This window comes from Wolbachia endosymbiont (group A) of Volucella bombylans (assembly GCF_964026965.1).
GTDB lineage: Bacteria > Pseudomonadota > Alphaproteobacteria > Rickettsiales > Anaplasmataceae > Wolbachia > Wolbachia pipientis.
In genome coordinates this window covers 385143-410014 of sequence record NZ_OZ034717.1, presented here as the reverse complement: position 1 = coordinate 410014, position 24872 = coordinate 385143, and the positions used below count along the sequence as shown (strand labels likewise).

19 protein-coding genes, 1 rRNA gene and 2 pseudogenes are annotated in these 24872 nt (G+C 35.1%); 15 read left to right on the top strand and 7 right to left on the bottom strand.

The features are described from left to right. Window positions 1-64 precede the first annotated feature (64 nt). The 4 genes from nusA to ubiA are packed head-to-tail and all read left to right on the top strand — an operon-like array spanning window position 65 to window position 5239. Complete coding sequence (gene nusA, locus AAGD51_RS02105) at window positions 65-1636, top strand: transcription termination factor NusA (RefSeq protein ID WP_006279771.1); 1572 nt, start codon at window positions 65-67, stop codon at window positions 1634-1636. Between the two features lie 9 nt (window positions 1637-1645). Next, window positions 1646-3970 (top strand): translation initiation factor IF-2, encoded by a 2325-nt coding sequence (gene infB / locus AAGD51_RS02100; protein ID WP_341810482.1) that lies wholly within the window; start codon window positions 1646-1648, stop codon window positions 3968-3970. Between the two features lie 9 nt (window positions 3971-3979). Continuing rightward, a complete protein-coding gene (locus AAGD51_RS02095) occupies window positions 3980-4378 on the top strand; it encodes a ribosome-binding factor A (protein ID WP_006279769.1) in 399 nt (132 codons plus the stop codon). Between the two features lie 3 nt (window positions 4379-4381). Continuing rightward, window positions 4382-5239, top strand: coding sequence for a 4-hydroxybenzoate octaprenyltransferase (gene ubiA, locus AAGD51_RS02090; protein WP_077188461.1), 858 nt, complete (start codon window positions 4382-4384; stop codon window positions 5237-5239). A 322-nt stretch (window positions 5240-5561) separates the two neighbouring features. On the opposite strand, the gene AAGD51_RS02085 is transcribed toward ubiA, so the two are convergent. The 3 genes from AAGD51_RS02085 to AAGD51_RS02075 form a co-directional block, all read right to left on the bottom strand. Then, window positions 5562-5738 carry a hypothetical protein gene (locus AAGD51_RS02085; protein ID WP_179945710.1) on the bottom strand — a complete coding sequence of 59 codons (177 nt, stop codon included), beginning with the start codon at window positions 5736-5738 and terminating at the stop codon, window positions 5562-5564. A 290-nt stretch (window positions 5739-6028) separates the two neighbouring features. Continuing rightward, on the bottom strand, window positions 6029-7507 hold the full coding sequence (locus tag AAGD51_RS02080) for a UbiD family decarboxylase (RefSeq protein ID WP_077188460.1): 1479 nt from the start codon (window positions 7505-7507) through the stop codon (window positions 6029-6031). A gap of 47 nt (window positions 7508-7554) precedes the next feature. Then, a complete protein-coding gene (locus tag AAGD51_RS02075; RefSeq protein WP_236514513.1) occupies window positions 7555-9435 on the bottom strand; it encodes a DUF3857 domain-containing protein in 1881 nt (626 codons plus the stop codon). A 426-nt stretch (window positions 9436-9861) separates the two neighbouring features. Between AAGD51_RS02075 and AAGD51_RS02070 the strand changes: the two genes are divergently transcribed. The 3 genes and pseudogenes from AAGD51_RS02070 to AAGD51_RS02060 all read left to right on the top strand — a co-directional run bounded on the left by AAGD51_RS02070 (window position 9862) and on the right by AAGD51_RS02060 (window position 11986). Further along, window positions 9862-10620 (top strand): DsbA family protein, encoded by a 759-nt coding sequence (locus AAGD51_RS02070; protein ID WP_236514514.1) that lies wholly within the window; start codon window positions 9862-9864, stop codon window positions 10618-10620. Window positions 10621-10810: 190 nt separating this feature from the next. Next, a pseudogene (locus AAGD51_RS02065) lies at window positions 10811-10891 on the top strand (TIGR02217 family protein); the annotation flags it as partial. A gap of 83 nt (window positions 10892-10974) precedes the next feature. After that, window positions 10975-11986 (top strand): IS630 family transposase gene (locus AAGD51_RS02060; RefSeq protein ID WP_236514338.1). Its coding sequence is split into 2 segments (ribosomal slippage): window positions 10975-11436 and window positions 11438-11986, totalling 1011 coding nucleotides; the frame shifts between segments, so codons are not numbered across the junction. Between the two features lie 36 nt (window positions 11987-12022). Here the strand turns inward: AAGD51_RS02060 and AAGD51_RS02055 are convergent. The 3 genes and pseudogenes from AAGD51_RS02055 to hemF all read right to left on the bottom strand — a co-directional run bounded on the left by AAGD51_RS02055 (window position 12023) and on the right by hemF (window position 14146). Further along, window positions 12023-12855: pseudogene (locus tag AAGD51_RS02055) on the bottom strand (IS5 family transposase). A 37-nt stretch (window positions 12856-12892) separates the two neighbouring features. Then, the gene (locus AAGD51_RS02050) at window positions 12893-13240 is read right to left on the bottom strand and encodes a hypothetical protein (RefSeq protein WP_236514517.1); all 348 of its coding nucleotides are present in this window, start codon (window positions 13238-13240) and stop codon (window positions 12893-12895) included. An 81-nt stretch (window positions 13241-13321) separates the two neighbouring features. Further along, window positions 13322-14146, bottom strand: coding sequence for an oxygen-dependent coproporphyrinogen oxidase (hemF, locus tag AAGD51_RS02045; RefSeq protein WP_236514518.1), 825 nt, complete (start codon window positions 14144-14146; stop codon window positions 13322-13324). A gap of 160 nt (window positions 14147-14306) precedes the next feature. Between hemF and AAGD51_RS02040 the strand changes: the two genes are divergently transcribed. From AAGD51_RS02040 to AAGD51_RS02030, 3 genes are all read left to right on the top strand, one after another. Next, window positions 14307-16787 carry a response regulator gene (locus AAGD51_RS02040; protein WP_006279816.1) on the top strand — a complete coding sequence of 827 codons (2481 nt, stop codon included), beginning with the start codon at window positions 14307-14309 and terminating at the stop codon, window positions 16785-16787. Between the two features lie 90 nt (window positions 16788-16877). Further along, window positions 16878-17720, top strand: a complete 843-nt coding sequence (locus AAGD51_RS02035) for a ParA family protein (RefSeq protein WP_077188426.1) — start codon at window positions 16878-16880, stop codon at window positions 17718-17720. Further along, window positions 17717-18568, top strand: a complete 852-nt coding sequence (locus tag AAGD51_RS02030) for a ParB/RepB/Spo0J family partition protein (protein ID WP_006279814.1) — start codon at window positions 17717-17719, stop codon at window positions 18566-18568. The genes AAGD51_RS02035 and AAGD51_RS02030 overlap by 4 nt, the downstream gene beginning before the upstream one ends. Before the next feature lie 798 nt (window positions 18569-19366). Here the strand turns inward: AAGD51_RS02030 and AAGD51_RS02025 are convergent. Then, on the bottom strand, window positions 19367-19981 hold the full coding sequence (locus tag AAGD51_RS02025) for a hypothetical protein (RefSeq protein ID WP_006279813.1): 615 nt from the start codon (window positions 19979-19981) through the stop codon (window positions 19367-19369). A gap of 153 nt (window positions 19982-20134) precedes the next feature. On the opposite strand from AAGD51_RS02025, the gene AAGD51_RS02020 reads away from it, so the two are divergent. From AAGD51_RS02020 to AAGD51_RS02000, 5 genes are all read left to right on the top strand, one after another. Beyond that, window positions 20135-21639, top strand: a 16S ribosomal RNA gene (locus tag AAGD51_RS02020). Window positions 21640-21739: 100 nt separating this feature from the next. Next, complete coding sequence (sdhC, locus tag AAGD51_RS02015; RefSeq protein ID WP_007548462.1) at window positions 21740-22117, top strand: succinate dehydrogenase, cytochrome b556 subunit; 378 nt, start codon at window positions 21740-21742, stop codon at window positions 22115-22117. Continuing rightward, a complete protein-coding gene (sdhD, locus tag AAGD51_RS02010) occupies window positions 22114-22470 on the top strand; it encodes a succinate dehydrogenase, hydrophobic membrane anchor protein (RefSeq protein ID WP_010963113.1) in 357 nt (118 codons plus the stop codon). Before sdhC ends, sdhD begins: the two co-directional genes overlap by 4 nt. An 84-nt stretch (window positions 22471-22554) precedes the next feature. Further along, the gene (locus tag AAGD51_RS02005) at window positions 22555-23793 is read left to right on the top strand and encodes a hypothetical protein (RefSeq protein ID WP_253303522.1); all 1239 of its coding nucleotides are present in this window, start codon (window positions 22555-22557) and stop codon (window positions 23791-23793) included. A gap of 112 nt (window positions 23794-23905) precedes the next feature. Then, on the top strand, window positions 23906-24853 hold the full coding sequence (locus AAGD51_RS02000) for a mannose-1-phosphate guanylyltransferase (RefSeq protein WP_265040662.1): 948 nt from the start codon (window positions 23906-23908) through the stop codon (window positions 24851-24853). Window positions 24854-24872 lie beyond the last annotated feature (19 nt).

The window sequence follows — 24872 nt, the reverse complement described above, 5'->3', positions numbered from 1 at the left end:
TTAAGATAGTGTTCTTTGCCCGTTGGAGCTATAATTATAACTAATTACATTGGATTTATTTATTATGATTGCTAATCGTAAAAGCAGTGTTAAGCAGAAAAGTAACAAGAATAACATAGTTGGAAGCCTTGATGTAATAAAAACAGCAGGAGAGCTTTCACTTCAAAAAGGTTTAGATTTTGATGTTGTAATAAAGGCACTAGAAAGTGCTATAGAAGCAGTGGCTTATCAAAAATATGGTAGCAAAAGTAAAATTGTAGTTAATATAGATAGAAACACAGGCAAAGTTACTTCATACAGAAAACTAAAAGTTATTGATGACGAATCAAATAGAGAAGAGAATACTGAGTATGAATCAATTACGCTGACACAAGCTAAATTAATAAAAGAAGATGCAAAAATTGGAGATACTGTTAGTGAATTACTCTCTCTTAACACTGATCTTGCTTCAGCAAGAATTGCCCAGCAAAAAATTGCTCAAATAATTAAAGATGAAGAGTCAAAAAAGCAATATGAGGAATTTAAAGATAAGGTGGGAGAAATAAGGTATGGTATTGTTAAACAAGTAGAATATTCAGATCTTATTATAGACATAAATGGCACTAAGGCATATCTTCCATTACGAAATTTAACCGGTGGTGAATCATTTCGTGAAGGCGATAAGGTTAAAACTTATATACAGACTGTTAAGCGCTCTGATGATGGACGTCAAATTATTCTTTCTAGGACTCATGAAGGCTTTTTAGAGGCATTATTAAATCAAGAAATACCAGAAATTGCTGATGGGTTAGTAACAATTAAAGGTATAGCTAGAGACGCCGGCTCAAGGTCTAAGGTTGCTGTTTTCTCTCCTGACAAGAACATTGATCCAGTAGGTGCTTGTGTTGGAGTTAAGGGAGATAGAATAAAAACCATTATACACGAATTAAATGGTGAAAAAATTGACGTTATAAATTACTCCTCAGATTTGGGTCAATTTGTTATTAAAGCCATTACTCCTGCAGAAGTATCGAAGGTTATTATTGATGAAAATGAAAATTGCATAGAATTAATAGTTGCTGAAGATCAATTGAGTTTAGCTATAGGAAAAAAGGGCCAGAATGTAAGATTAGCTTCAGAGCTTGTTGGATGGAAAATTGAGATATTAAGCACTCAGCAAGAATCAGAAAGGCGAAGTAAAGAACTTAGTCAATGTTCAGCTTTATTTGCTGAAGCTTTAAACTTAGAAGAGATTATGGGTCAGCTATTGGTGACAGAAGGTTTTTCAAGCGTAGAAGATATATCCAGCGCTTCAATTAAAGAGCTTGCTTCAATAGAGGGCTTTAATGAGGATATTGCAAACGAACTTCACAATAGAGCAAACAAGTATCTGAAAGCAGAAAATGATAGAAAAATAGAAGAGCTAAAAAGTCTAGGTATGGAAGATGATGTAATCAATTTAACTTTATCAATAGACAATAAAATTGCTCTTAGTAAACATGATATTAAGACTTTAGAGGACATAGCAGATTTATCAAGTTATGAGTTTTGCAGCATACTCTCTTCCTCAGCTGATAATAAGATGAATTCAGAAAACCTAAAAGATACAGTAGACTCAATAATCATAGAAGCACGTAAAAAGCTTGGGTTAATATAATAAAATAATATGAATAATGAAGATATCAGTAATAAAAAATTAACGCTCCAAGGCTTAAGCAAGCTTAAATTAGACCTCAATTTAAACTCTTCAACTAGCCCAAGTACTGGAGCTACAATAGTAAAAAAAAGAAGAAAAAAATCTCATGATGCAGAAGAACATAATTTATTTGACGAGAGTAAATTAGGTTCTTTAACAGAGAAAGAACAAATTTTCCGCATTAATGCTGTGCAGAATGCTGCTTTGCTGAAAGAAAAAAATCAGAGAGAAGAAAAAGAGAAAACAGCAAAAGAAGACAGCAATAAAGAGATTGACGAGAAAAATGAAGCGGACACTTTATCTAAAGAAATAAATAAGCAAGTTTTAAGTGATACTCACTTAGTTGAACTAAAAGAAGATAATATTGACTATGAGGGCGACGATAAAAAGTCTTCTAAAGTCAACAAAGATATATATTCTAAGCATTCTAAACTGGTAATTGCACAGGCAATAGATGAAAAAACTGAACAACCCCCTGTATTTAAGCAAAGATTTGGTATAAGAAGTAGAAAGTCAAAGTTTACCAAGGGTAAAAATATATCAAGAGAAGTTATTATACCAGACAAAATAACTATCAGGGAGTTATCTATTCGCATGGCAGAAGATAGCAAGAGTGTGCTAAAAATGTTCAAAGAAGAAGTCGGTGAGAGTTATAGAGTAGATGATCTGGTGGATCCAGATATAGCATGTGAAATAGTGGAAAAATTTAATCATATGGCTAAACGAGTGAGCGATACCAACAGAGAAAAAGATTTATTTTTTATAGAAGGCAGAGAAAGCCTGCCTAAAAAACCTAAACCACCAATCGTCACTTTTATGGGACACGTCGATCATGGTAAAACCTCATTGCTCGATGCATTTCGTGAATCTAATGTTGCAGAAAGAGAGTCAGGTGGCATAACTCAACACATAGGTGCTTATCAAATAACGACAAAAGATAAGCAAAAAATTACCTTTATTGATACACCAGGACATGAAGCGTTCACTGCGATGCGTGCACGTGGTGCCAATATTACTAATATAGTTGTAATAGTAGTTGCAGCTGACGATGGAATCATGAAACAAACAGTTGAAGCAATAAATCATGCAAAAGCAGCAAATGTTTCCATTATAGTTGCTATTAATAAAATTGATAAATCTGAGCCTGGTGATGTAGAAAAAATAATTAATAGTTTGCCTCAATATGATCTCATCCCTGAAGGGCTTGGTGGTGATGTTATGATTGTGCCAGTATCAGCAAAAAAGAAAACTAATTTAGATAAACTAGAAGAGACGATTTTGTTAATCGCTGAATTAATGAAGCTAGAAGCAATAGAAGATTGTCGAGCACTTGGATGGGTAATAGAATCCAAAATAGATAAAGCGAAAGGAATATCAGCCACATTGATAGTTGAGGAAGGAACGTTAAAGGTTGGTGATATATTGGTAGTTGGTACAACATACAGCAAAGTACGTAGTATGGTTAATCACCTCGGTCAAAGAGAAAAAGCAGCACTACCCTCCGCTCCAATTGAAATTACTGGTCTAAATGGTGTGCCAAATGCTGGAGATAAATTTGTTGTTATAAATTCTGAAAAGCAGGCGCGTGAAATTGTTGAATACAGGCTAGAGTTAATCAAGAAAAAGAAAGAAGATTTGGGCGACAATAATTTAGATATATTCAGTCGTAATAACAGCGAAACAGAAGAACTATCTGTAGTTTTAAAGTGCGATGTAACTGGTTCTATTGAAGCAATATCAAGTTCAATTGATAAACTCGGTAAAGACCAAGTGAAATTAAATATCCTACACAAAGCAGTAGGAGGGATAACAGATTCAGATGTGCTGCTTGCAGAAGCATCAAGTGCAGTAATTTTAGCTTTTAATGTAAAAGTGGATTCAAAAATAAGGGACTTGGCAAAACAAAAAGGTGTAGAAATACATACTTATAACATAATATACGAGCTCATTGACGACATGAGAATGTATTTAACTAAAATGTTAAAGCCTGTTACACGAGAGGTTCGTGTTGGCTTTGCATCTGTGAGGCAAATATTTAACGTATCTAAAGCTGGTAATATCATTGGATGTTACGTAAGTGATGGAGTCATAAGAAAAGATTCTTTAATTAAGGTAATGCGTGGTGGCAAATTGGTGCATGAAGGAAAGTTAAAAGCACTACGTAGATTTAAAGATGATGTTAAAGAAGTAGGTGTAAACTTTGAATGCGGAGTATCACTAGAGGGTAATATCGATATTAAAGTTGGAGATATTTTAGAAGCTTATCAATTAGTGCAAGAAGAAAGGGTATTATAGTAGCTGGATATGAAAAAGGAAATTAGAAACCTAAAAATAGCATCGGTATTGCATAGAGCGATATCAAGAGTCCTAATGGAAGGTAAGGTGTTCAATAAAAATGTAGCGGTATCTGACGTAAAATTAAGTAAAGATTTGAAAAAAGCAGATGTATATATTGTGTTATCTTCATTGAATATTCAAGTAGCTGACTACTTAGATCCAGAAAAAAGACGCACTGGAGATCCTTCTGAGAATAATTGTGATATTAATACTGTTGTTAATGAAATGAACCAATCTGCATGGTCAATACGTAAATCTATATTGTGTTATGTTGATTTGCGATTTATACCTGAACTAGTTTTCAAGCCTGACTTAGCGTTCGATAATTTTGTTAATGTAAGCAAAATATTACATAATCACACTTAATTAATGCATTTCAATCGTTACTTTTCATTAATGAGGTTGCACAGTTTAACGGGTTTGTGGCTTGTGCTATTTCCCAGTTTGAGCGGTATTCTTTTAGCCTCAACTTCTCTATCGTATCAGGTTCTTTTTCTCCTTGTTTTGTTTACTATAGGTGCATTTTTAATGAGACCCGCAGGGTGCATAATCAATGACATTTTCGATAGGGAAATAGATGCGCACGTTGAACGAACAAAATATAGGCCACTTGCAAGTGGTGCATTAAACATAAAGCAGGCTTTAGCTTTACTTTCACTGTTACTGTCTATTGCCCTGGTAATCTTATTATTAACTAATAAAACTACACTCATACTTGGAATAATCTCAATGTGTATGATAGCTACTTACCCTTTATTAAAGCGGTATGTTTGGTGGCCACAATTGTTCTTAGGGTTTACCTTCAATATGGGATCGCTCATGGGCTCAGCAGCAATAACAAACCAGATCAGTATAGAATCCTTGCTGTTTTATATAGGATGCGTCTTTTGGACACTTAGCTATGACACCATATACGCCCATCAAGATAAAAAAGATGATGAAAAACTCGGGATGAAATCTACCGCATTATATTTTGGTGATACAACAAAATCTTGGTTGAAAAGATTTTATTTAATATCTCTTATGACGTGGCTATATGCTGGTATTTTATCATCATTAAATAACATTTTTTATATTGCTCTACTTGCTGTAGGGTTCATATTTCACCGCCAATACAAAAATTTCAATCCTGACGATCCCAGTCAATGCATGTCCATATTTAAAAATAACTCCTACGTAGGGTTGCTGCTCTTTTTCGGCATTCTTTTAGATAGAATTATCACCTAGGTCTCAAGAGTTTCGGCTCTAATGAAATCAATAGACTCAGGTAGCCCGCAGAAACAAAAAAACTTGCTTGACAAACTCCGCCAGCCCTCTTATCATGAAACTGAAGCTATTGTATTTGCTTTCGCCAATCTGCAGATTAAAAGGTAAGGATTACTTAATGTATCGGCGTCTTATGTTCAATTTTTTGCAGTATATAGATACTGTATGTCTTTACAAAACTTCATCTACATCTAGATTTTTATCTAAATAAGCTGAACGCGCTTATAAAGCGTTACAAGACATCAAAAAATGCCAATACTCGACAGAGATAGTAAAAGACTAGCTAACTCGGGGATTCTTTGTCTTTTTTTCTGCTTAGTAAATTTCTTAAACATTTGCAGCGTAAGTTAGTTGCAATTAAAAGCGGCTGAATCTCGCTTGTCAAGCGTTTAAAACATAAAAAACGCCAATATTTTAAAGCGGATAATAACCCCAGGGCTTCTTTTGCCTTTTTTTTCATTTGGTAAATTTCTTAATATTTACAGCTAAACAACAACCGTCATCCCTAAGTATCCCGCTGCTTGTTAGCGGCTGAGATACCGCGAATGAATCGCGGTATGACGGTTCGCGGCAGGATGACGATAAGCTCGTCATCCCACTACTTGTTAGCGGCTAAGAGATACCGCGGCGGTATAGCTATAGGATGACAAAAAAAGGGCACTGTGACGAACTTAAATCACAATTATCAGTTAATGCTAATTACGGCATTATAAAAAACGCCAAACTTTTTTCTGCTTTTATGCAAGAAGTCTAGTCCATATATTCCTCCCACTTTTCCGTGACTTTTCTTACTATTTCCTCACTCATTTTAATTTTCTTTCCCCATTCTCGTTTGGTTTCAGGCGGGATTTTATTTGTCGCATCAAATCCCATTTTACCTCCAAGTCCACTTTCAGGGGAAGCAAAGTCTAAATAATCAATAGGTACACTTTCTATCATGATTGTATCACGCACAGGGTCCATCCTCGTTGACATTGCCCACATTACTTCCTTCCAATCACGTACATTTATATCATTATCAACAACGATAATAAACTTCGTGTATAAAAACTGCTTTAGAAAAGAAAGTATGCCCATAACAATTCTTTTTGCCTGCCCTGGATAGGATTTTTTTATCGACACTACCGCTATTCTATATGAGCAACCTTCCGGCGGCAGATAAAAGTCCACTATCTCTGGAAATTGATTAATAAGAATGGGCACAAAAATTTCATTGAGTGCTTCACCAAGAATCGATGGTTCATCAGGTGGCTTGCCAGTGAAAGTGCTGAGATAAATTGGATTTTTGCGCATAGTAATTGCAGTAATATTAAACTCAGGAAATTGCTCAACAGAATTATAGTAGCCAGTGTGGTCTCCGTATGGCCCTTCGTCTTGATAGCTATCCAAACTCACATAGCCTTCCAGAACGATTTCCGCGTGAGCTGGTACTTGAAGTGGAACAGTCTTACAATTTACAAGCTCAAGCGGCTTCTTTCGCAGTAGTCCAGCAAATTGGTATTCTGACAATGTTTCTGGCACTGGAGTTACCGCAGCAATAATCGTTGCAGGATCACTACCAATCACAGCAGCAGCAGGAAATTTCATATTTTGTTCCTTCTCTTTCCATCGTTTGTGGTGACCTGCACCACCACGATGTGCAAGCCAACGCATTAGTGTTGTTTTTTTATCTATAACCTGCATACGATATATTCCAAGATTAAAATTATCTTGCTTTTCTTTCGTGGGTCCTTTCGTTACCACAATTGGCCAGGTAATAAGTGGTGCAGGTTCATTTGGCCAGCATGTTTGAATGGGCAGTAGACTTAGGTCCACTTCATCTCCGGTTAGCACTACCTCTTGACATGGAGCCTTGCTCACGACTTTACTTCGCATCGATAACACGACTTTCAACAAAGGAAACATTTTTATAGCATCTTTAAAGTTTTTTGGCGGCTCAGGTGATTGCAAAAATGCTAAAAGTTTACCAAGATCTCTTAGCTCACCAGGATTTATGTTCAGTCCCAAGGCAATTCTTTCAATAGTACCGAATAAATTCACTAAAACTGGAATCGAATTTTTGCCGTTTTCTGTGACAACATTTTCAAAGATGATAGCTGGTCCTTTGTTTGACAAAACTCTGCGGTGAATTTCTGTCATTTCAAGAACAGTTGAAACCTCCTCCTTAATCCTAATCAGATCTTTTTTTTCCTCTAAGGCTTTAATGAAGTCACGTAAGTTGTTGTACATATTTTAAAGATTTTAAGTCTTTTAAGAAGTGTTTTTCCCAGCACAACCTATTCACTTATTATTATAGAGGCTCTAGAAAAATTATTCTCCAGCTCGCTTTTTAAGTTTTTATATTCAGTAGTGTTTAACTCTTCATTGGTAATAAAGCTTTTCTGTATAGCTACTATATCATTTAATTCTGTGCTGCCATTTTGATGTTTACATGACCTATTTACATATAACCATGGAGAATTTATTTCAAAATTCAATTCTGCACAGTTTTTAATCGCAATGTCTTTTATTACCGTATGCGTTTCACGAGTATGAGGAGTACCTATAAAAATGTCTGACACTTGGTCAGAAACTGTATTTACGACACCATTAAGCAAATTATTTTCTAAAGTTAAAACAAGTCCTAGGTTCGTCCTAAAAACTTTATTTTTTTGTTGTAATTCATACTTAATTGTAAGATCCTCTACATTACGCGAAGTAAGATCAGGCAATTCTAAGAATTTCTTTTCTTTTTCATTAAGATATACCCCACTAATTATATAAAAAACAGAATCTCTTAACTGCTCGTTTGAGTAATATAATCCAGCACTTGCTAAGCTCATAGCTGACTCCCCTTGCATAGTAAGCTGACCACGTTCGTTTACAACATTATCTTGTATAGTTAATTCACTATGGGATATAATTTTTGAATTTTCAGCTTGTACAGCAGGAATTTTTGTGTAGCTAACTTCTTTAGAATCCAATACTAAAGCAACTTTGTCAGCAACATCTGGAAAAATACCTTGTGCCATACTAACCTTATTAGTCGGATCAATCCAATATATTTTTCCACCTTTATTTGTTACTCTGAGCATCGTATGATTAAAATTACCCAGATTAGGTAATGCTTCGGAATTAGGAATGCTAGTAATTCCTCTCATAACTAGAGTAGGTTGAACTCTGTAACCAAGTTTTTGTAAAATAGCAGCCGTACTAACAGAAAAATCCTTACAATCTCCAGTTTGATAATCAGCAATTTTCTCTAAATCTCTTGGAAAAAATCGTCCTGACACTGTACGCCAATCTCCCGTGTATTGAATTTTCTCATTCAACAAAGAAGTAACAACGTTAATTTTCTCTTCATCAGTACTCTCATTGGCAGCAGATTCTGCTATGGCCGTAAAAATTGTAGGAAGTGGCTGAGTAATGACGTTATAATATCCAGGAGCTAATTTTTTTGCTAAATCCTCCCATTTAGATAGGCTTGACAGTGATACCCAAGTATTGTGCTTAAAATTCAATATTCCATTATGTGGCTCATTTATCAAACCTTCATAAATTGCCTTTTTTAAAGTAATGCTTATAGAATGTACACCATTCTTTTTCTCCTCAGCGATCTTTAATACGTTTCTTGGATCATTCACTCTAATCTCTAGAGGCAACTCAGAATTGATTTTAGTATTCTCTGCTTGAAAATACCGCCCATAATAAGAAAAGTGCAAACCATAAAAATTATCAATAGGAACTTTTTTATGAATTTGTTTATATTTTAGATATACTTCTGCACCAATTGTCATTTTAGGAAATGATATGGTTACTTGCCTTAGCTGATCGAAACCTTGAGGACTAGCCAACGCCTTGTCCTCTATCATGTTTTTAGCGACTACGTATTCCCTCCCATTGTAAGCTGTTTTAGCTTCTAAAATAGTGAGGTCTGCACTATCACCATTATAAATAAGACTGTATGGGGAGAATGCACTACGCCCAGATTCCTTGAGTACTTTTGCTTGGAGTTCTGATTCTAATTCATAAGTACCATCCCCATTAATATTAATGGTACTATTAGAAATTTTGATCTCAATGGGAGCATCTTCATACTTAGTCCACCTTGCTTCAACTGGAGGAGTTATAAAAAACACTAACAATGTTAAGTTAAAAAGAGTTTTTAAAAATTTCATTATGACACTCATATAGAATATTTAAAATTATCGGCATATTGACTGAAAAATTGTTTTATTACACCCACACGACGCGACCATACACTGCAATAAACTCAGCAAATGGGAAAAAGAGAAGCTTACTTCCTAGAATGGCTATTTCCTTTTTTTTACCAATATTTATCGCCGCGTTTGTTAGCATTATACATGGCAGTTATAAGATAATCAACTACCAAAATGTTTCACCACCCTCATCACCAAGTCTTCTGATGAACTTTGTGGTAATGTGCTTGAGTTTCATTGTACGTAAAGTTTGTACTTGCAGCAAAATTGGCTATAAAATACACTTGATACAAATGTTTTTATGTATTAACATTAGATGCTTCTTTTAATATACAGATAAATGTGTACTAAAAGTTTTATGTTGTAGGTTTTTAAATAAATTGTATGTCTAGGGTATCGTTTTTATTAATTTTAATAATAGCAATAGCAAGCTTGCCGATAATAAATAATTGGCTCTCAAATCGCAGCCAAATGCTAAACGATGATTATATAGGTGAGAAATTAGATAATTATATAAGTAGAAATTTTGATAAGATCATAAAAACTCTCAAAGAGGAGTCGATTAAAAGTAGTTACGCTGCTCGAGATAATGTAACCAAAAGTAAAATTTCACAATACAAGGATCAAATATTTGACCTTACTTATCCTTACTCCGGAAATGAAAATAGTAGTGTTATAGCTGTAGGCTTCCTTGACTATTCTTGTGGACATTGCAAAGCTATAAAGAATGATATAAAGCAGTTAATTAACGACGGCAAAATTAAGTATATCTTTAGGGATGCTCCAATACTTGGTAACGCTTCTTTAAAGGCAGCAAAAAGTGCTTTAGCTGTCTATTTTCTCGATAAAGAAAAATATTTCGATTTTCACCATGCTGCTTTAAGTCACAAAGGAGAATTTTCAGACGAAAGCATATTGGATATAGTGAAAAACATAGGGATTGATGAGGACGATTTTAATGATTCCATAAAAGATAACGCGGACAAAATTGAGCAAATGATAAACAACAGTAGGCTTCTAGTAAGAGATTTGGGAGTAGGTGGTACACCTTTTTTAATAATTGGAGATAGCCTGTTTGTAGGAGCAACTGATTTGAATGTATTACGCAAAAAAGTAGATGAATTAAGTCACAAGCAAGGCTAGTTTCAATTTGCCATAAAATTTTATTTTTTTGCTTGACAACTCAAATGAACCTGAGTATAGTAATTGTGGGTATGACAGCAGTTTAACTCAGTGGTCTCATCCACTTTCCATGGCGTCATTTACTATGTGAAACGCTTTCAAATTACAACATTTTCTTCAACCAAACTATTTTACTTTCTCAGGAGGACATATGTCATTCACAGAAATTAGATTTCCAGAAAATATATCTTATGGTTCCACTGGAGGACCGGAATTTTCCACTGACGTTGTAATACCAATTCCCATTACAGGGCAAACAGATGGACAATGATGGAAGAAAAGCCATACTGAAGTAAGTAAAATAGCGAGGTTTAAATGGCATTAAGATCAAAATTATTGGATGAAAAAGTAGTAGAATCAGCAAAAGAAATGCTGAAGAAAGTAAGGAATAATGCATATGTTTCAAAAAAACTAAATGCTGTAATTGCAGCAAAAAAGTACAGTATAACGGCTGTAGCAAAAATATATTGCATTTCAAGAAGCGCACTAACTTCGTGGGTAAAACTCTTGAAAATTGGCAGAGAAGAAAAACTGTTTGCTCCTTCACAACGTCGTAGAAAAACTAAATTAAATCAGGCTCAACTACAGCAAATTGAAGAGTGGATAGAAGAAAATCCTAATATCACCATTAAAGAAATGAGAATAAGAATCCAGGAAAAGTTCGGATTAAATATCAGCAAATCTACAGTACACCGCCATATGCAAAAGATGAAATTCTCATATATTACACCAAGACCAGTTCATAATGGACAAGATAAAAGCAAACAAGAGGAATTCAAAAAAAAATCTCAATGGAGCTATTAGCAAGTATCCAGAAAAAGAGCTATTTTTCTTTGATGAATCATGGTTTGGCACACATTCAAAAGTTGGACATGGGTGGTTTAAAAAGGGGATTAGAACACAGGTTAAAACAAAATTAGGTAGGCAAAATTTCTATCTCTATAGTGCAGTTAATCCTAGAAATCGAGAGAGTTCTAGCTTATTTGCACCAAATGTCAACACTGATTGCATGAACATATTTCTTGAGCAAATTTCGCAATATCTAGAAACACGAGAGGCTTTTCTCGTTATGGACTGTGCTAGTTGGCATAGGTCAAAAAATTTAAAGGTACCTAAAAATATCGACATTATATACCTACCTCCATACTCACCTGAGCTAAATCCTGTTGAGAGGCTTTGGTTATATATAAAACAGAACATTTTGCGCAATAAAATATACGATACAATTGCTCTACTTGAGGGTGCTTTGTGCAAATTTATTACTTCTCTTGCCAGCTCCACAATTAAACAACTCTGCAATGTTTCCTATTTGACTGGACAACAATGAGAATTGGTATTAGAGGTTGTCCGGAAACTAGTAAATTCAAGCATATTCCCTCTTTAACATAACCCTACTCATAGCTAGGTATATGAAATTCTCAGTGGATGTTGTGAGTAAATCATACTCCTTCGATAGCCTTCTATTCCTATTAACCCAAGCAAAAGTCCTTTCTACAACCCATCTTCTTGGCTGTACTTTAAACCCTTGTTCTCTTGTTGGTAGTAGCTCAGGTGGCGTATCTTTGTGCACCCAAAATCTACATGGAGGCCTTGTAACAATTTCAATATCTATGTCATATTCTTCCTTTATGTGATTCTTTAAATTTCTTCCTTGGTATCCCATGTCAGCCCACATTTTTTTAACTTTAGTATATTTTGTTCTCATATTGTTTAATGCTATTTTAATACCATCTCTATCATTTTCGTTAGCAGCGCCTACGTAACAACCTAGTATAAAACCCTGAGTGTCTGTAATTATATGCCTTTTTCTACCCTTTACTTTTTTACTTCCATCATAGCCTTTGATCCCCCCTTTTCTGTAGTCTTTACAGATTGACTATCTACTATACAGGCACTCGGCTGCTCATTCCTTCCTATTTTTCTTCTACTATATTTTGTAATTTCATAATTCATTTTCTCAAAAATTCCCTGCTTCTTCCATTGCCTGAACTGCTCATACACAGTCTTCCATAGCGGAAAATCATTTGGTAAATACCGCCATTGACACCCTGTACGCAATACATAGAAAATTGCTTCTAATATTTCTCTTTTGCTATACTTTGGCGGCCTTCCTCCTTTCTTGTATGATACTCTGAAGTGTTTTTCTATTCTTGCCCATTCCCTTTCGCTTAGATCTGTTGGATACTTTTTTCTCATCTTTACCCCGTACTAAAATTTCAGATATTATAGCCTTTTACTTGTTTCCGGACAACCTCTCACTATCCAATTTTAGATTTTTTGATTCTGCTAAACTCTCAATAACACGAATTATAACATTCTTTCCATTCTCATCTATTGAGTGGATATCAGCTCCACGATTAATCAGCAATTCCATTATTTTGTGATCTGTAGCATGTCCTAAAGCCTGATTTAAAGCTTGATTATTATTTATATCAAATGATCCTGTATTCTTGAGAGACATAGTCTTTGAAAAGAATTTTCTAAAACTATTTAATGCATCATAGAGAATTAGAGTCAGTTTAACACCTTTTATGTCATTGTTTTTGACAGATTTAATTAAAAAATTATCTATTATGCCCATGATTATACCCCCTATATAAAAGCTCACTACCATGGTACAATTTTAAACTATGATGATTTATTTTCTACTAATAGCAGCTCTCTATAACCACTTAACAAGTGGTGGCATTGACATCATAATTGCATCTGGATTGCCGTCAGTCATTAAACCAAACCTTGTGCCACGATCGTATAACAGATTGAATTCTACATATCTGCCACGTTTTATTAATTGATTTTCTCGTTGTTCTTTTGTCCAAGATTTTTGCATATGTTTACGTATGACGTGCGAATAAATTTCCAAAAAGGCTTCACCTACTGCTTTTGTGAACTCAAAATCGTTTTCCCAGTTGCCAGAACTCAGATTATCATAGAAAATGCCACCAATGCCACGCGGCTCTTTTCTGTGTTGTAAGAAAAAATAATTGTCACATTGCTCTTTAAATTTTGGATAATATCCGGTGTCAAATCTATCACATGTCATTTTGATTGATTCATGGATATACTTGCAATCTTCTTCATTTTTATATATTGGCGTAAAATCCATTCCTCCACCAAACCATTGTTTTGAAGTATATATCAGCCTTGTGTTCATATGTGCTGCAGGGATAAGGGGCGATTGCATATGAGACACTAAAGATATACCGCTTGCCCAAAACTCTCCGTTACTTTCACTTGCACCAGGAATTTCATTAATGGCTGAATCTGCAAATTTTCCGTGTACTTTTGAAACGTTTACTCCAACTTTTTCAAAAACATTACCAAAAATAATTGTAGATTCACCACCTCCACCACCTGGGCGATCCCACTTTCTCTTTTCGATCTTTGGCTCTGCGGATGATTGTTTTTCAATTAATAAGAAAGATTCTATGATCTTATCTCTTAGTGCACAGAACCATTTAAATGCTTGTGTTTTTTGTTTTTCCATAATATCCTCTTGCTAGCTTATTAACATTGTTATATCTGATATTTAAGGAACTTAATTAGATTTGGATGATAATTATCTATCAAAGACGTTAATAAATCTATAATAATTAAATCAATATAATAGAACATTTTCGTATGTACAACAATGCCAAGTAACAATAATGAATAAAAGATACATAGATAACAAAAAAGAGAACAGGGTTGACTTCATACTAAGAAATTATGGAATGTCAATTGTTGTGATGGCAGTTATTATGCTCTTACCTCCAGTAGCAATATCGATACTCTACTTTTTTGATATATATAGTCAGCATATTAATATAGAGATTAATTTATTAGTTAGCATTCTAACAACTCTCTTTATGATGTATAATGTAAAACGCTACAGATACCTACTTAATACTATAGAATTTCAAAATGCAATATTTGCAAATGCACTAAATCATAATACAGAATTTTGCCTTATTTTACATAAGGATGAAGGTATTATTTATGCTGATGCAAGGTTCTACGAAAGGTTTAAAGATCATATAGATGATGACATTACGTTAGCCAAGATTCTTGAAATAGGAGATGTTTCAGAAGCAGACAAAAAAGTACTCTATCATGCACTAAAAAATAACTCTTCTGTACAGGTATGCATTTCCTTAAACAAGAAGAATAGAGTATCTAACTTTCTTTTGCTCTTTGAGCCGATACCAGATAATCCCCAAATTGCTATAAATAGTAATAAGATTTTAAATTTATCATTAGTGCCAATAGCAAGGCCAGATGGGTATTTTGTATTAAAAGCAACACAGATAAACAAGGAGCAGATATATGAAGAGTTAATAGAAAAACACAGCATAGGAACTTACATTGCAAATGCCAAAGGGGTGATTTTATCTGTAAATAAAAGATTTTTAGACATATTTGAACTAAAAAAACTGGAAAAAGGTAGCTCAATCAGTGATTTTATATCTCAATCTAAATATAACAATACAACAACCGATAATGAAATTTTGTTTTTTACTATAAGTGGTATTCCATTCAAGGCTTATATGAGCACTGCTATATTTTGTGATAAATACAACCATAGCTATATATATGGCTTTATAACACCAACCGAATCAAATATTGTTGATTATCAATTACACCCTTGTTTTGCAAATTCATCAATTGCTATTGCACAATGTGACATAAACGGCAACTTTGTAAAGAAAAATACGGCACTAATAAAGCTTGCAGGGTCAGATAATAATTCAATCTTTACGTTGATATTGGATAGTTATCATGTGAAAATACGTGAATATTTTTCGAGTAATAGAATAAATAATGCGTCTTTTGATGTACAGCTCAACGGCGGTAATAACATAAAAATATATTTCAATAAGTTTCTTCATAATAAAATGATCTTCATACTTTGTTATTTTATTGACAATACTGAACACAAAAACCTAGAGATAAAGCTTGAGCATTATCAAAAGATGCAAGCTATAGGGCAGTTAGCAGGTGGTATTGCGCATGATTTCAACAATATATTGACTGGGATAATAGGATTTTGCGATTTGCTTTTACTCCAACACTCAGCTGGTGACCCATCTTTTGGAGATATAATACAGATACAGCAAAATGCAAAGCGTGGATCAAATTTAGTAAGACAATTGCTTGCTTTCTCAAGAAGACAGACCTTGCAGCCAAAAATTATTGATGTAAATAATACTATAGCTAATCTTTATGAAATGATAAAAAGATTAATAGGTGAAAATATAAAATTTAATATTTATTATGGTAGAGACTTGGGTGCTGTTAGGGCTGATCAAGGGCAATTAGAGCAAGTTATACTTAACTTAGCAGTCAATGCTAGTGCTGCTATGGAAAAGGGCGGAGAATTAACTATACGAACCTTTAATCAAAAGATTGACTCATTAAATTCTACACCTCAGGATATGTTTTCTCCAGACAAGGAAGCGATTGAACATGGAAATTATGTTGTGATTGAAGTAATTGATACTGGATGTGGAATGACGAGTGATACAACTGAAAAGATCTTTGATCCATTTTTTTCTACCAAAGATATTACCTCTGGTACAGGTCTTGGCCTCTCTACTGTATATGGCATTATTAAACAAACTGAAGGATACATCTATGTTGCTAGCAAAGTAAATCATGGAACTAAATTTAGCATATTTTTGCCCATGGTTTACATATCAGATGAAAATGATAGAGAGGAAGATAGTGAAGAAACAGAAAAACCGGTAGTAAGTGAAATTAAAGGTAATGGTATAATTTTATTAATCGAAGATGAAGATTCAGTAAGGGAATTCATCTCTAAAGCACTCAAAAGAAAAGGATTTGATGTAATAGAAGCAAGCATAGGCAGCGAGGCGCTAGAAATAATCAGTAAAAAAAGTCAACACATAGATCTTATAATCACTGATGTAATCATGCCAGAGGTGAGCGGCCCAGAAATAGTTAAAGAAGCATTGATCCATAGGCCAAATATCAACGTTATTTTTATTTCTGGGTATGCAGAAGATGCTTTTTTAAAGAGTGATGACATCAATATAGAAGATTTTCACTTTTTGCCAAAACCATTCACTCTGAATGAATTAGGAAACAAGGTTCAAAGTGTGTTACACAAAGTAAAAAAGACAGTCTAATTTTAGTGTGGTTAGCAACAAAAAAATTTTCTAATGCAAAAGTTTCTTGCATATATACAATAGAATTATTTTATACATAAGATAAAAGGCGTGAGCAAGATTATTGCAATAGTAAATCAAAAGGGTGGAGTTGGCAAAACCACAACTAGTATAAATTTGTCGACAGCCTTTGCTGCTGTAGGAAAAAGCACTTTATTGGTAGATCTTGATCCTCAAGGAAATGCTAGCACCGGACTCGGGATTTCTTATCGTAGTAGGGAAGAAAAAAACATATACAAAATACTACTAAGCAGCGAAAATAGATTGATAGAATCGGCAATTTTCAATATAAAGGAAATTCCAAATTTATCACTAATTTCGTCAGTAGTTGATTTATCAGCTGCAGAAATTGAATTATCGCAACTTGAGCGAGGAAAATTTGTGCTAAAAAGCGCATTAGAGAAGATACGCGATAATTATGAGTATATAATCATCGATTGCCCTCCATCACTTGGGCTTCTAACCATAAATGCTTTGACTGCTGCTAATTCTATTATTGTCCCTCTTCAGTGTGAATTTTTTGCTTTGGAGGGATTGAGCCATTTAGTTAAAACTGTAGAGCTGATAAAAAGAAATAACCTAAACCCTTTTTTGGCAATAGAAGGGATAGTGTTAACAATGTATGACAGGCGCAACAAACTCAGTGAACAGATTAAAAACGATATTTGCCAGTATTTAAATGATAAAGTATACAAAACTATCATCCCATTGTATGAGACTGTTATTCCACGTAACGTACGGTTATCAGAAGCGCCTTCTCATGGAAAACCCGCTATTGTGTATGATCTTAAGTGTCCTGGTGCACAAGCATATATAAGTTTGGCAAGGGAAATTTTAAAAAAGCACGCGAGCAGTTGTAAGGAGAAGAAACTAGTAAGCGAGGGCGTAGTATGAAGGATGATAGACGCCTCGGCAGAGGTCTTGCCGGCCTCATAGGCGATAATTATGATAATAAAGAAGATCGACAAGAGCATTTGCCTATTTCATTACTGCACCCAAGCAAATTTCAACCGAGGAAACATTTTGACGAGGAGTCATTAAGAGAACTTGCAAATTCGATAAAGAAAAGTGGCATTATACAGCCTATCGTGGTACGCAAAGATTCAAATGATGATGGTTATGAAATAATAGCTGGAGAACGTCGTTGGCGAGCAAGCAAGATTGCAAATCTTGATAGTGCACCGGTTATCATAAAAGATCTGAGCGACAAGGAATGCTTGGAAGTATCCATTATTGAAAACATACAAAGGCAAGATATTAATCCAATAGAGGAAGGTGAAGCTTACAGAAAACTGATAGATGAGTTTTTCTATACACATGAGGAATTAGCTTCAGCTATAGGCAAAAGCCGCAGCCACATAACCAATATGATTCGGATGTTGTTGCTCCCTGATAGGGTGAAAACAATGATCAATGAGAAAAAATTGTCTATGGGTCATGCAAGAGCGTTGATTAATGTTGAAAATGCGGAAAGTATTGCAGAAAAAATAGTTTCTCAGGGCTTAAGCGTTAGACAAACTGAAAAACTGATAAAGGACCTACATCAAAACAACAATCAAAAAGAGCAGAGATATACTAGAAATCAAGATATGACAGTAATAGAAGGCGCTATATCTTCTCAACTTGGTTTAAAGATCAAAATTAATGACAACAATTCTAAGGGTAAAGTTATGATACGGTATGATAATCCAAATGAATTGGATTTGATATTGAAAATTTTGAATAGGAAACTTGAGGCATAGCTAGTAGTTGGCTAGCAAAGCAACAAACCAATATCAACTGTTGGTGTCATGAAAGTAGCTGACACTGGAATCCAGGAATTTTATTAAGTTGGTAAGCATAAAAGTATAACTTCTACGTCATACCGCCGCGGTATCCGCTAACAAGCAGCGGGATGACGATTGTCAGGGTAGCTGTCATCCCAGTGCCCTGACTACTTGGATCCAGGAAAAAGAATGGTGTCATCCCAGTGCGTGATACCCTAGTAGAAATCGTTTTTGTAATTGCAACATTCGTGCAATCTTTAGCCATAAATATTTAAAAAATTTACCAAATGAAAAAAAAGGCAAAAGAAACCCCGTGGTGGTTGGCTATTTACCATGTACTAAAATATCGGCGTTTTTTTTATTCTAAAACGCTTGATTAAGAGCGATTTAGCTGCTTTTAACTTGCAACTAACCTACACCGCAAGTGTTTAAGAAATTTACTAAGCAGGAAAAAAGGCAAAGAAACCCCGTAGTAGCTAGCATTCAAATTCTCCCTTGTCAATTTGACGTTTTTTGCTGTCTTAAACGCTTTGTAAGCGCGTTTCGGCTTATATAGGTAAAAACCCAGAAATTTTTAAAGACATGCGATGCACGTAGTGCGAAAAATTAAACATGAGACGCCAAATACCCTAAGTTTTTTGTCATTAACCTGCACAGATTGCGAAGATAAATAAATAGCTTCAGTTTTATGATAAGGGAGCTGGCGAGGCTTGTCAAGGAAGTTTTTCGTTTCATCCAATGCGCTGCCAAAAGCTATGCAAAAAGTCCAATGAGTTAACTCCCATATATCCTGAGTAATTCTTGTGCATTAGCTTTGATTAGGATAGGGCATTTTCTATCATTTAATAGGGAACGCAATATTTCAGTTGCACCCTTAACGTCGTTATTGTGTATCTTTACTATAGCGATGGCTTCTTGGCTTGAATAAGGGTATACTGTGCTTGATTCTAAATTATCAATTTTGTCTTTATTTATTTTTTCACCGTTGGAGTGAAGTAAGCTCATTACTTCTAAATATTGTGCTAACTCACGCAAAACACCAGGAGCATCTTTATCATCTGCCAAATCATTATAAATAGATGCTGTGTCTGTTGGCATTGAATCTGAGATATGATTGAATGCGCGTTCAAAATTTGCTAAATACTCCCAATTTGAATCTATTTCTTCTAGCAGCGGCTTATTATCTTTTTTTAAGAATAATACTTCGTAAAACTTGTCACCTGCAGTTATAGATTGTTTTGTGTTATCAATGTTGCGCAATAAGTATAATGTGATGCCAACTAACATTGGCGCGAGTGCAAGCAGAAAGATGTATTTTTTCATGGTAATATTCCAAATAGTTATATATTTATACATTAATGCTTTTGATTTGCAAAAACATATTGACATAGTGATTATATCATATAATAATATTCTTAAAGTTGTTTGAATAGTTGGAGATTAAAATATTTCTAAAGTAGAAATAAAGACAGCAGTATTAAGCTAAATTATTTTTTGTCGGATTTATCCGATGTACCCTCAACCTTTTATAGGTTGAAGTCTAAATTTGAGAGTTTGATCCTGGCTCAGAATGAACGCTGGCGGCAGGCCTAACACATGCAAGTCGAACGGAGTTATATTGTAGCTTGCTATGGTATAACTTAGTGGCAGACGGGTGAGTAATGTATAGGAATCTACCTAGTAGTACGGAATAATTGTTGGAAACGGCAACTAATACCGTATACGCCCTACGGGGGAAAAATTTATTGCTATTAGATGAGCCTATATTAGATTAGCTAGTTGGTGGAGTAATAGCCTACCAAGGCAATGATCTATAGCTGATCTGAGAGGATGATCAGCCACACTGGAACTGAGATACGGTCCAGACTCCTACGGGAGGCAGCAGTGGGGAATATTGGACAATGGGCGAAAGCCTGATCCAGCCATGCCGCATGAGTGAAGAAGGCCTTTGGGTTGTAAAGCTCTTTTAGTGAGGAAGATAATGACGGTACTCACAGAAGAAGTCCTGGCTAACTCCGTGCCAGCAGCCGCGGTAATACGGAGAGGGCTAGCGTTATTCGGAATTATTGGGCGTAAAGGGCGCGTAGGCGGATTAGTAAGTTAAAAGTGAAATCCCAAGGCTCAACCTTGGAATTGCTTTTAAAACTGCTAATCTAGAGATTGAAAGAGGATAGAGGAATTCCTAGTGTAGAGGTGAAATTCGTAAATATTAGGAGGAACACCAGTGGCGAAGGCGTCTATCTGGTTCAAATCTGACGCTGAGGCGCGAAGGCGTGGGGAGCAAACAGGATTAGATACCCTGGTAGTCCACGCTGTAAACGATGAATGTTAAATATGGGAAGTTTTACTTTCTGTATTACAGCTAACGCGTTAAACATTCCGCCTGGGGACTACGGTCGCAAGATTAAAACTCAAAGGAATTGACGGGGACCCGCACAAGCGGTGGAGCATGTGGTTTAATTCGATGCAACGCGAAAAACCTTACCACTCCTTGACATGGAAATTATACCTATTCGAAGGGATAGGGTCGGTTCGGCCGGGTTTCACACAGGTGTTGCATGGCTGTCGTCAGCTCGTGTCGTGAGATGTTGGGTTAAGTCCCGCAACGAGCGCAACCCTCATCCTTAGTTACCATCAGGTAATGCTGGGGACTTTAAGGAAACTGCCAGTGATAAACTGGAGGAAGGTGGGGATGATGTCAAGTCATCATGGCCCTTATGGAGTGGGCTACACACGTGCTACAATGGTGGCTACAATGGGCTGCAAAGTCGCGAGGCTAAGCCAATCCCTTAAAAGCCATCTCAGTTCGGATTGTACTCTGCAACTCGAGTGCATGAAGTTGGAATCGCTAGTAATCGTGGATCAGCACGCCACGGTGAATACGTTCTCGGGTCTTGTACACACTGCCCGTCACGCCATGGGAATTGGTTTCACTCGAAGCTAACGACCTAACCGCAAGGAGGGAGTTATTTAAAGTGGGATCGGTGACTGGGGTGAAGTCGTAACAAGGTAGCAGTAGGGGAATCTGCAGCTGGATTACCTCCTTAGGCTTTGCGCATAACTTACCATTTTTAATGATGGTGTTGTTATGTGCTATACTGCTGTCTTTACTTCTACTTTATTTTAATTTCCCGATAACGGAATTTTATGAGTGATAGACCTCTTTCTCCACATTTACAAATATATAAAGTACAAGTTACTAGTTTTTTCTCTATTATGCATAGATTGACTGGTATCTTGCTATTCCTTTTATTAATGATACTTTCTTGGTATTTCATATTACATGTTTACTTTCCTGAGTTACTTATAGTAAGGTACTTAAATGCATTATTATTCACTCCTGTTGCTAAATTAGCTTATGTCTTATGTTTTATAAGTTTTGTATATCATTTTCTTAATGGTATTCGTCATTTATTGTGGGATGCTGGGCTTAATTTAGAAATTACTGGCGTTTCAAGGAGTGCTATACTGCTGACAGTAACGCTACTTCTTTCTACTATGGCTTTTTTATTTATGTTTATATGAGTCAGTCTGGAAATTCAGTACATCATTGGTGGGTTCAGCGTGTTTCTGCGGTAATTTTACTGTTCCTGTTTCCTTGGTTTATCTATTCATTTTCTTGCACATTTTATACTGATAGCTCTTTGTCTTTTAGTGAAAAATTTATTAATCACCCTCTAGAGCTTTTATTTTTTGTTGTATTGTTGTTTTGCATTTTTTGGCACGCAGTTCTTGGAATGCAGGTAGTATGCGAAGATTATATACACAGCGTACCTTTGAGGATTTTTACAATTACATGCATAAAGTACTTATCAAGCATTACTTATATAACCCTCGCTTTTACAATCTTTATCTTCTACAGGCATATTTTCTTGTAAAATCACCGGTGCTGTGTTAATATATTATTAGTGTACTAGTTTTATTATTGAACTATAGCATTATAGCGATTTTGGTTTGACAATATGTTTGAAGCATTAAAAAAGGGAGCAATAGATCTTACACTTAAAGCAAAAGGTCTGCTTACTTCACCTGAATCTCAAGTTTACGTCGAAGACCTTAGAAAGGTAATGATGTATGATGGAAGGAAATGCCAGTATCCAAAAAATTATGATCAAATTGTACAGTCTGCTAAAATCATAGAAAACAGGGATATGCATGGAAATGCTATACTAGATAAAGATAAAAATCCAACCTATAAACTTTTGTATGGTCAAAAAGATGAGAATGGAGAACAACCAAGTTTCAGATTATCTTTAGTTACCAAAGATAAAGATAATGATAGATCTTATTTTACTATCAATTATATAGACAATCAGGGTAAGCAAATTCCGATAAATGAGTTGCATAAGTCATATTTTGAGCCATTAGGCTTTTCGAGAATGGATTTGAAAAAACACGTGCCAATTTTTGAAGCTGAAAAAACTAAGGATCCTCAATATCCATTTGAATTAACTAATTCTTCTGTGCTAACTAAAGAGGTAAAAAATAAAGAAGGTAAAGTTCAGGAAGTTGTTGATGAAAAAGGAAGAAATGGAGAATTATTATACACTAGTGATTACAAGAAGCTAAGCACCCATTTTTCAGAAATTAGAGATCAGGATGGTAATCTAGAGCTAGATAAAAGTCTTATATCTGTTCCTATCGTTTTTGCTACAAGCTTGGCTAAAGTTTGTACTAAATTGTTGACTTCTCTTCCTATAAAGTTAGGGGAGCATTTAATAAGCAAACAAAACCCAATTGCAAAGTCTTTTGGCTATCTTTTGTTCACCCCTGCGATGGCAGTGAAGAATTCAGTAAATATGGTAGCTACAATACTTAAGGCCCCAATTTTATTGTTTGTAGCAAATGAGAAAAAATATGGTGATGCTTACTTTACTATGTGGAAACACCAATTGAAAGGATGTTGGGAAGAAGCAAAAAGTGACTTTAATGTTATTAAAGGTGAAGAAAGGCTAAAGCCGGATCATGGGAATCGTGATTCACTAGTGGGCACATGGGATGAGCTTAACGCTAGAAGGCCAAAGAAACAAGGGGATGATAAAGAAGTTAGCAAGAGTAATGAAATACTAAAGAGTCCTGAGGAAGAACAAAATAAGGGTAATGAAATATTAAGTGATAAAAGAAAAGGTCATGTTGAGGAATTACAAAATAGAAGAAATTCACAGCAAGGGCAAGGCGCTACACATGATCACTCTCATTAGCAATTACTTTAAATCAACATTTACTTTCTTTATTAACTATTCCACAACAAAAACTTGCATGTATTTTGCCCTCAGTATAAGATATTAATTATTTAATTAATATCTTAACTAAATGCGCCCTGTAATATTGTGTGGTGGTAGTGGTAGCAGACTTTGGCCTTTATCTAAGCCAAAGCAATTTCAGAAAATATTTAGTCAGAACACTATGTTTCACAACACTTTGTTGAGGCTAAAAAGCGATTATATGCCGCCCATAATTGCTACAAATATACAGTACGAGTCATTAGTGATGGAGGAATTGCATGCACTGCAAGAATATAAAGTGATTTTCGAACCAGTGAAAATTGGAACAGCAGCGGCAATATTAATTGCTGCACTTCTCTGCAATGAAAACGAGACAATGTTAATTCTGCCTTCAGACCATTTTATAGGTGATTTGAATAGTTTTTATGCTTCTACTCAAAAAGCGTCTAAGTTAGCCTCTGAAACTAACTCTATAGTCACTTTTGGGGTTAAGCCTCATGAATTCAATTCTGAATACGGCTATATAAATGCAGTATATGATCAGAAAGAAAAATGTCATATAGTGAAAGATTTTACAGAAAAGCCCGAGCGTAAGTTAAGTAACGATCATTATTGGAACTCTGGAATATTTGTGTTTAAAGCAAAACGCTACATAGATGAGATTAAAAAATCTGCCCCGAATCTTTACAATTTATGTTTTAAATATTTCACACCGCAAGAGAGATTTCTGTATTTAAAACAACGAGATTTTGCAGGAATTGAAGGCATATCCATTGATTACTTGGTGATGGAGAAAGCAAAAAACGTTGCAATGATAGAAGCTAATTTCGATTGGTTGGATGTTGGAACTTGGAATTCAGTTTTAGAATTGAGTGAGAAGTTTAGTAAAGAACCGGCATCATTTCAGCATGTGATTAGAGAAAAAGAACCAGTTTCAACGACAGAAAGTAATAAAAATTTATTGAGTGGAGCTTGTAATACCAATTCCCATTACAGGGCAAACAGATGGACAATGATGGAAGAAAAGCCATACTGAAGTAAGTAAAATAGCGAGG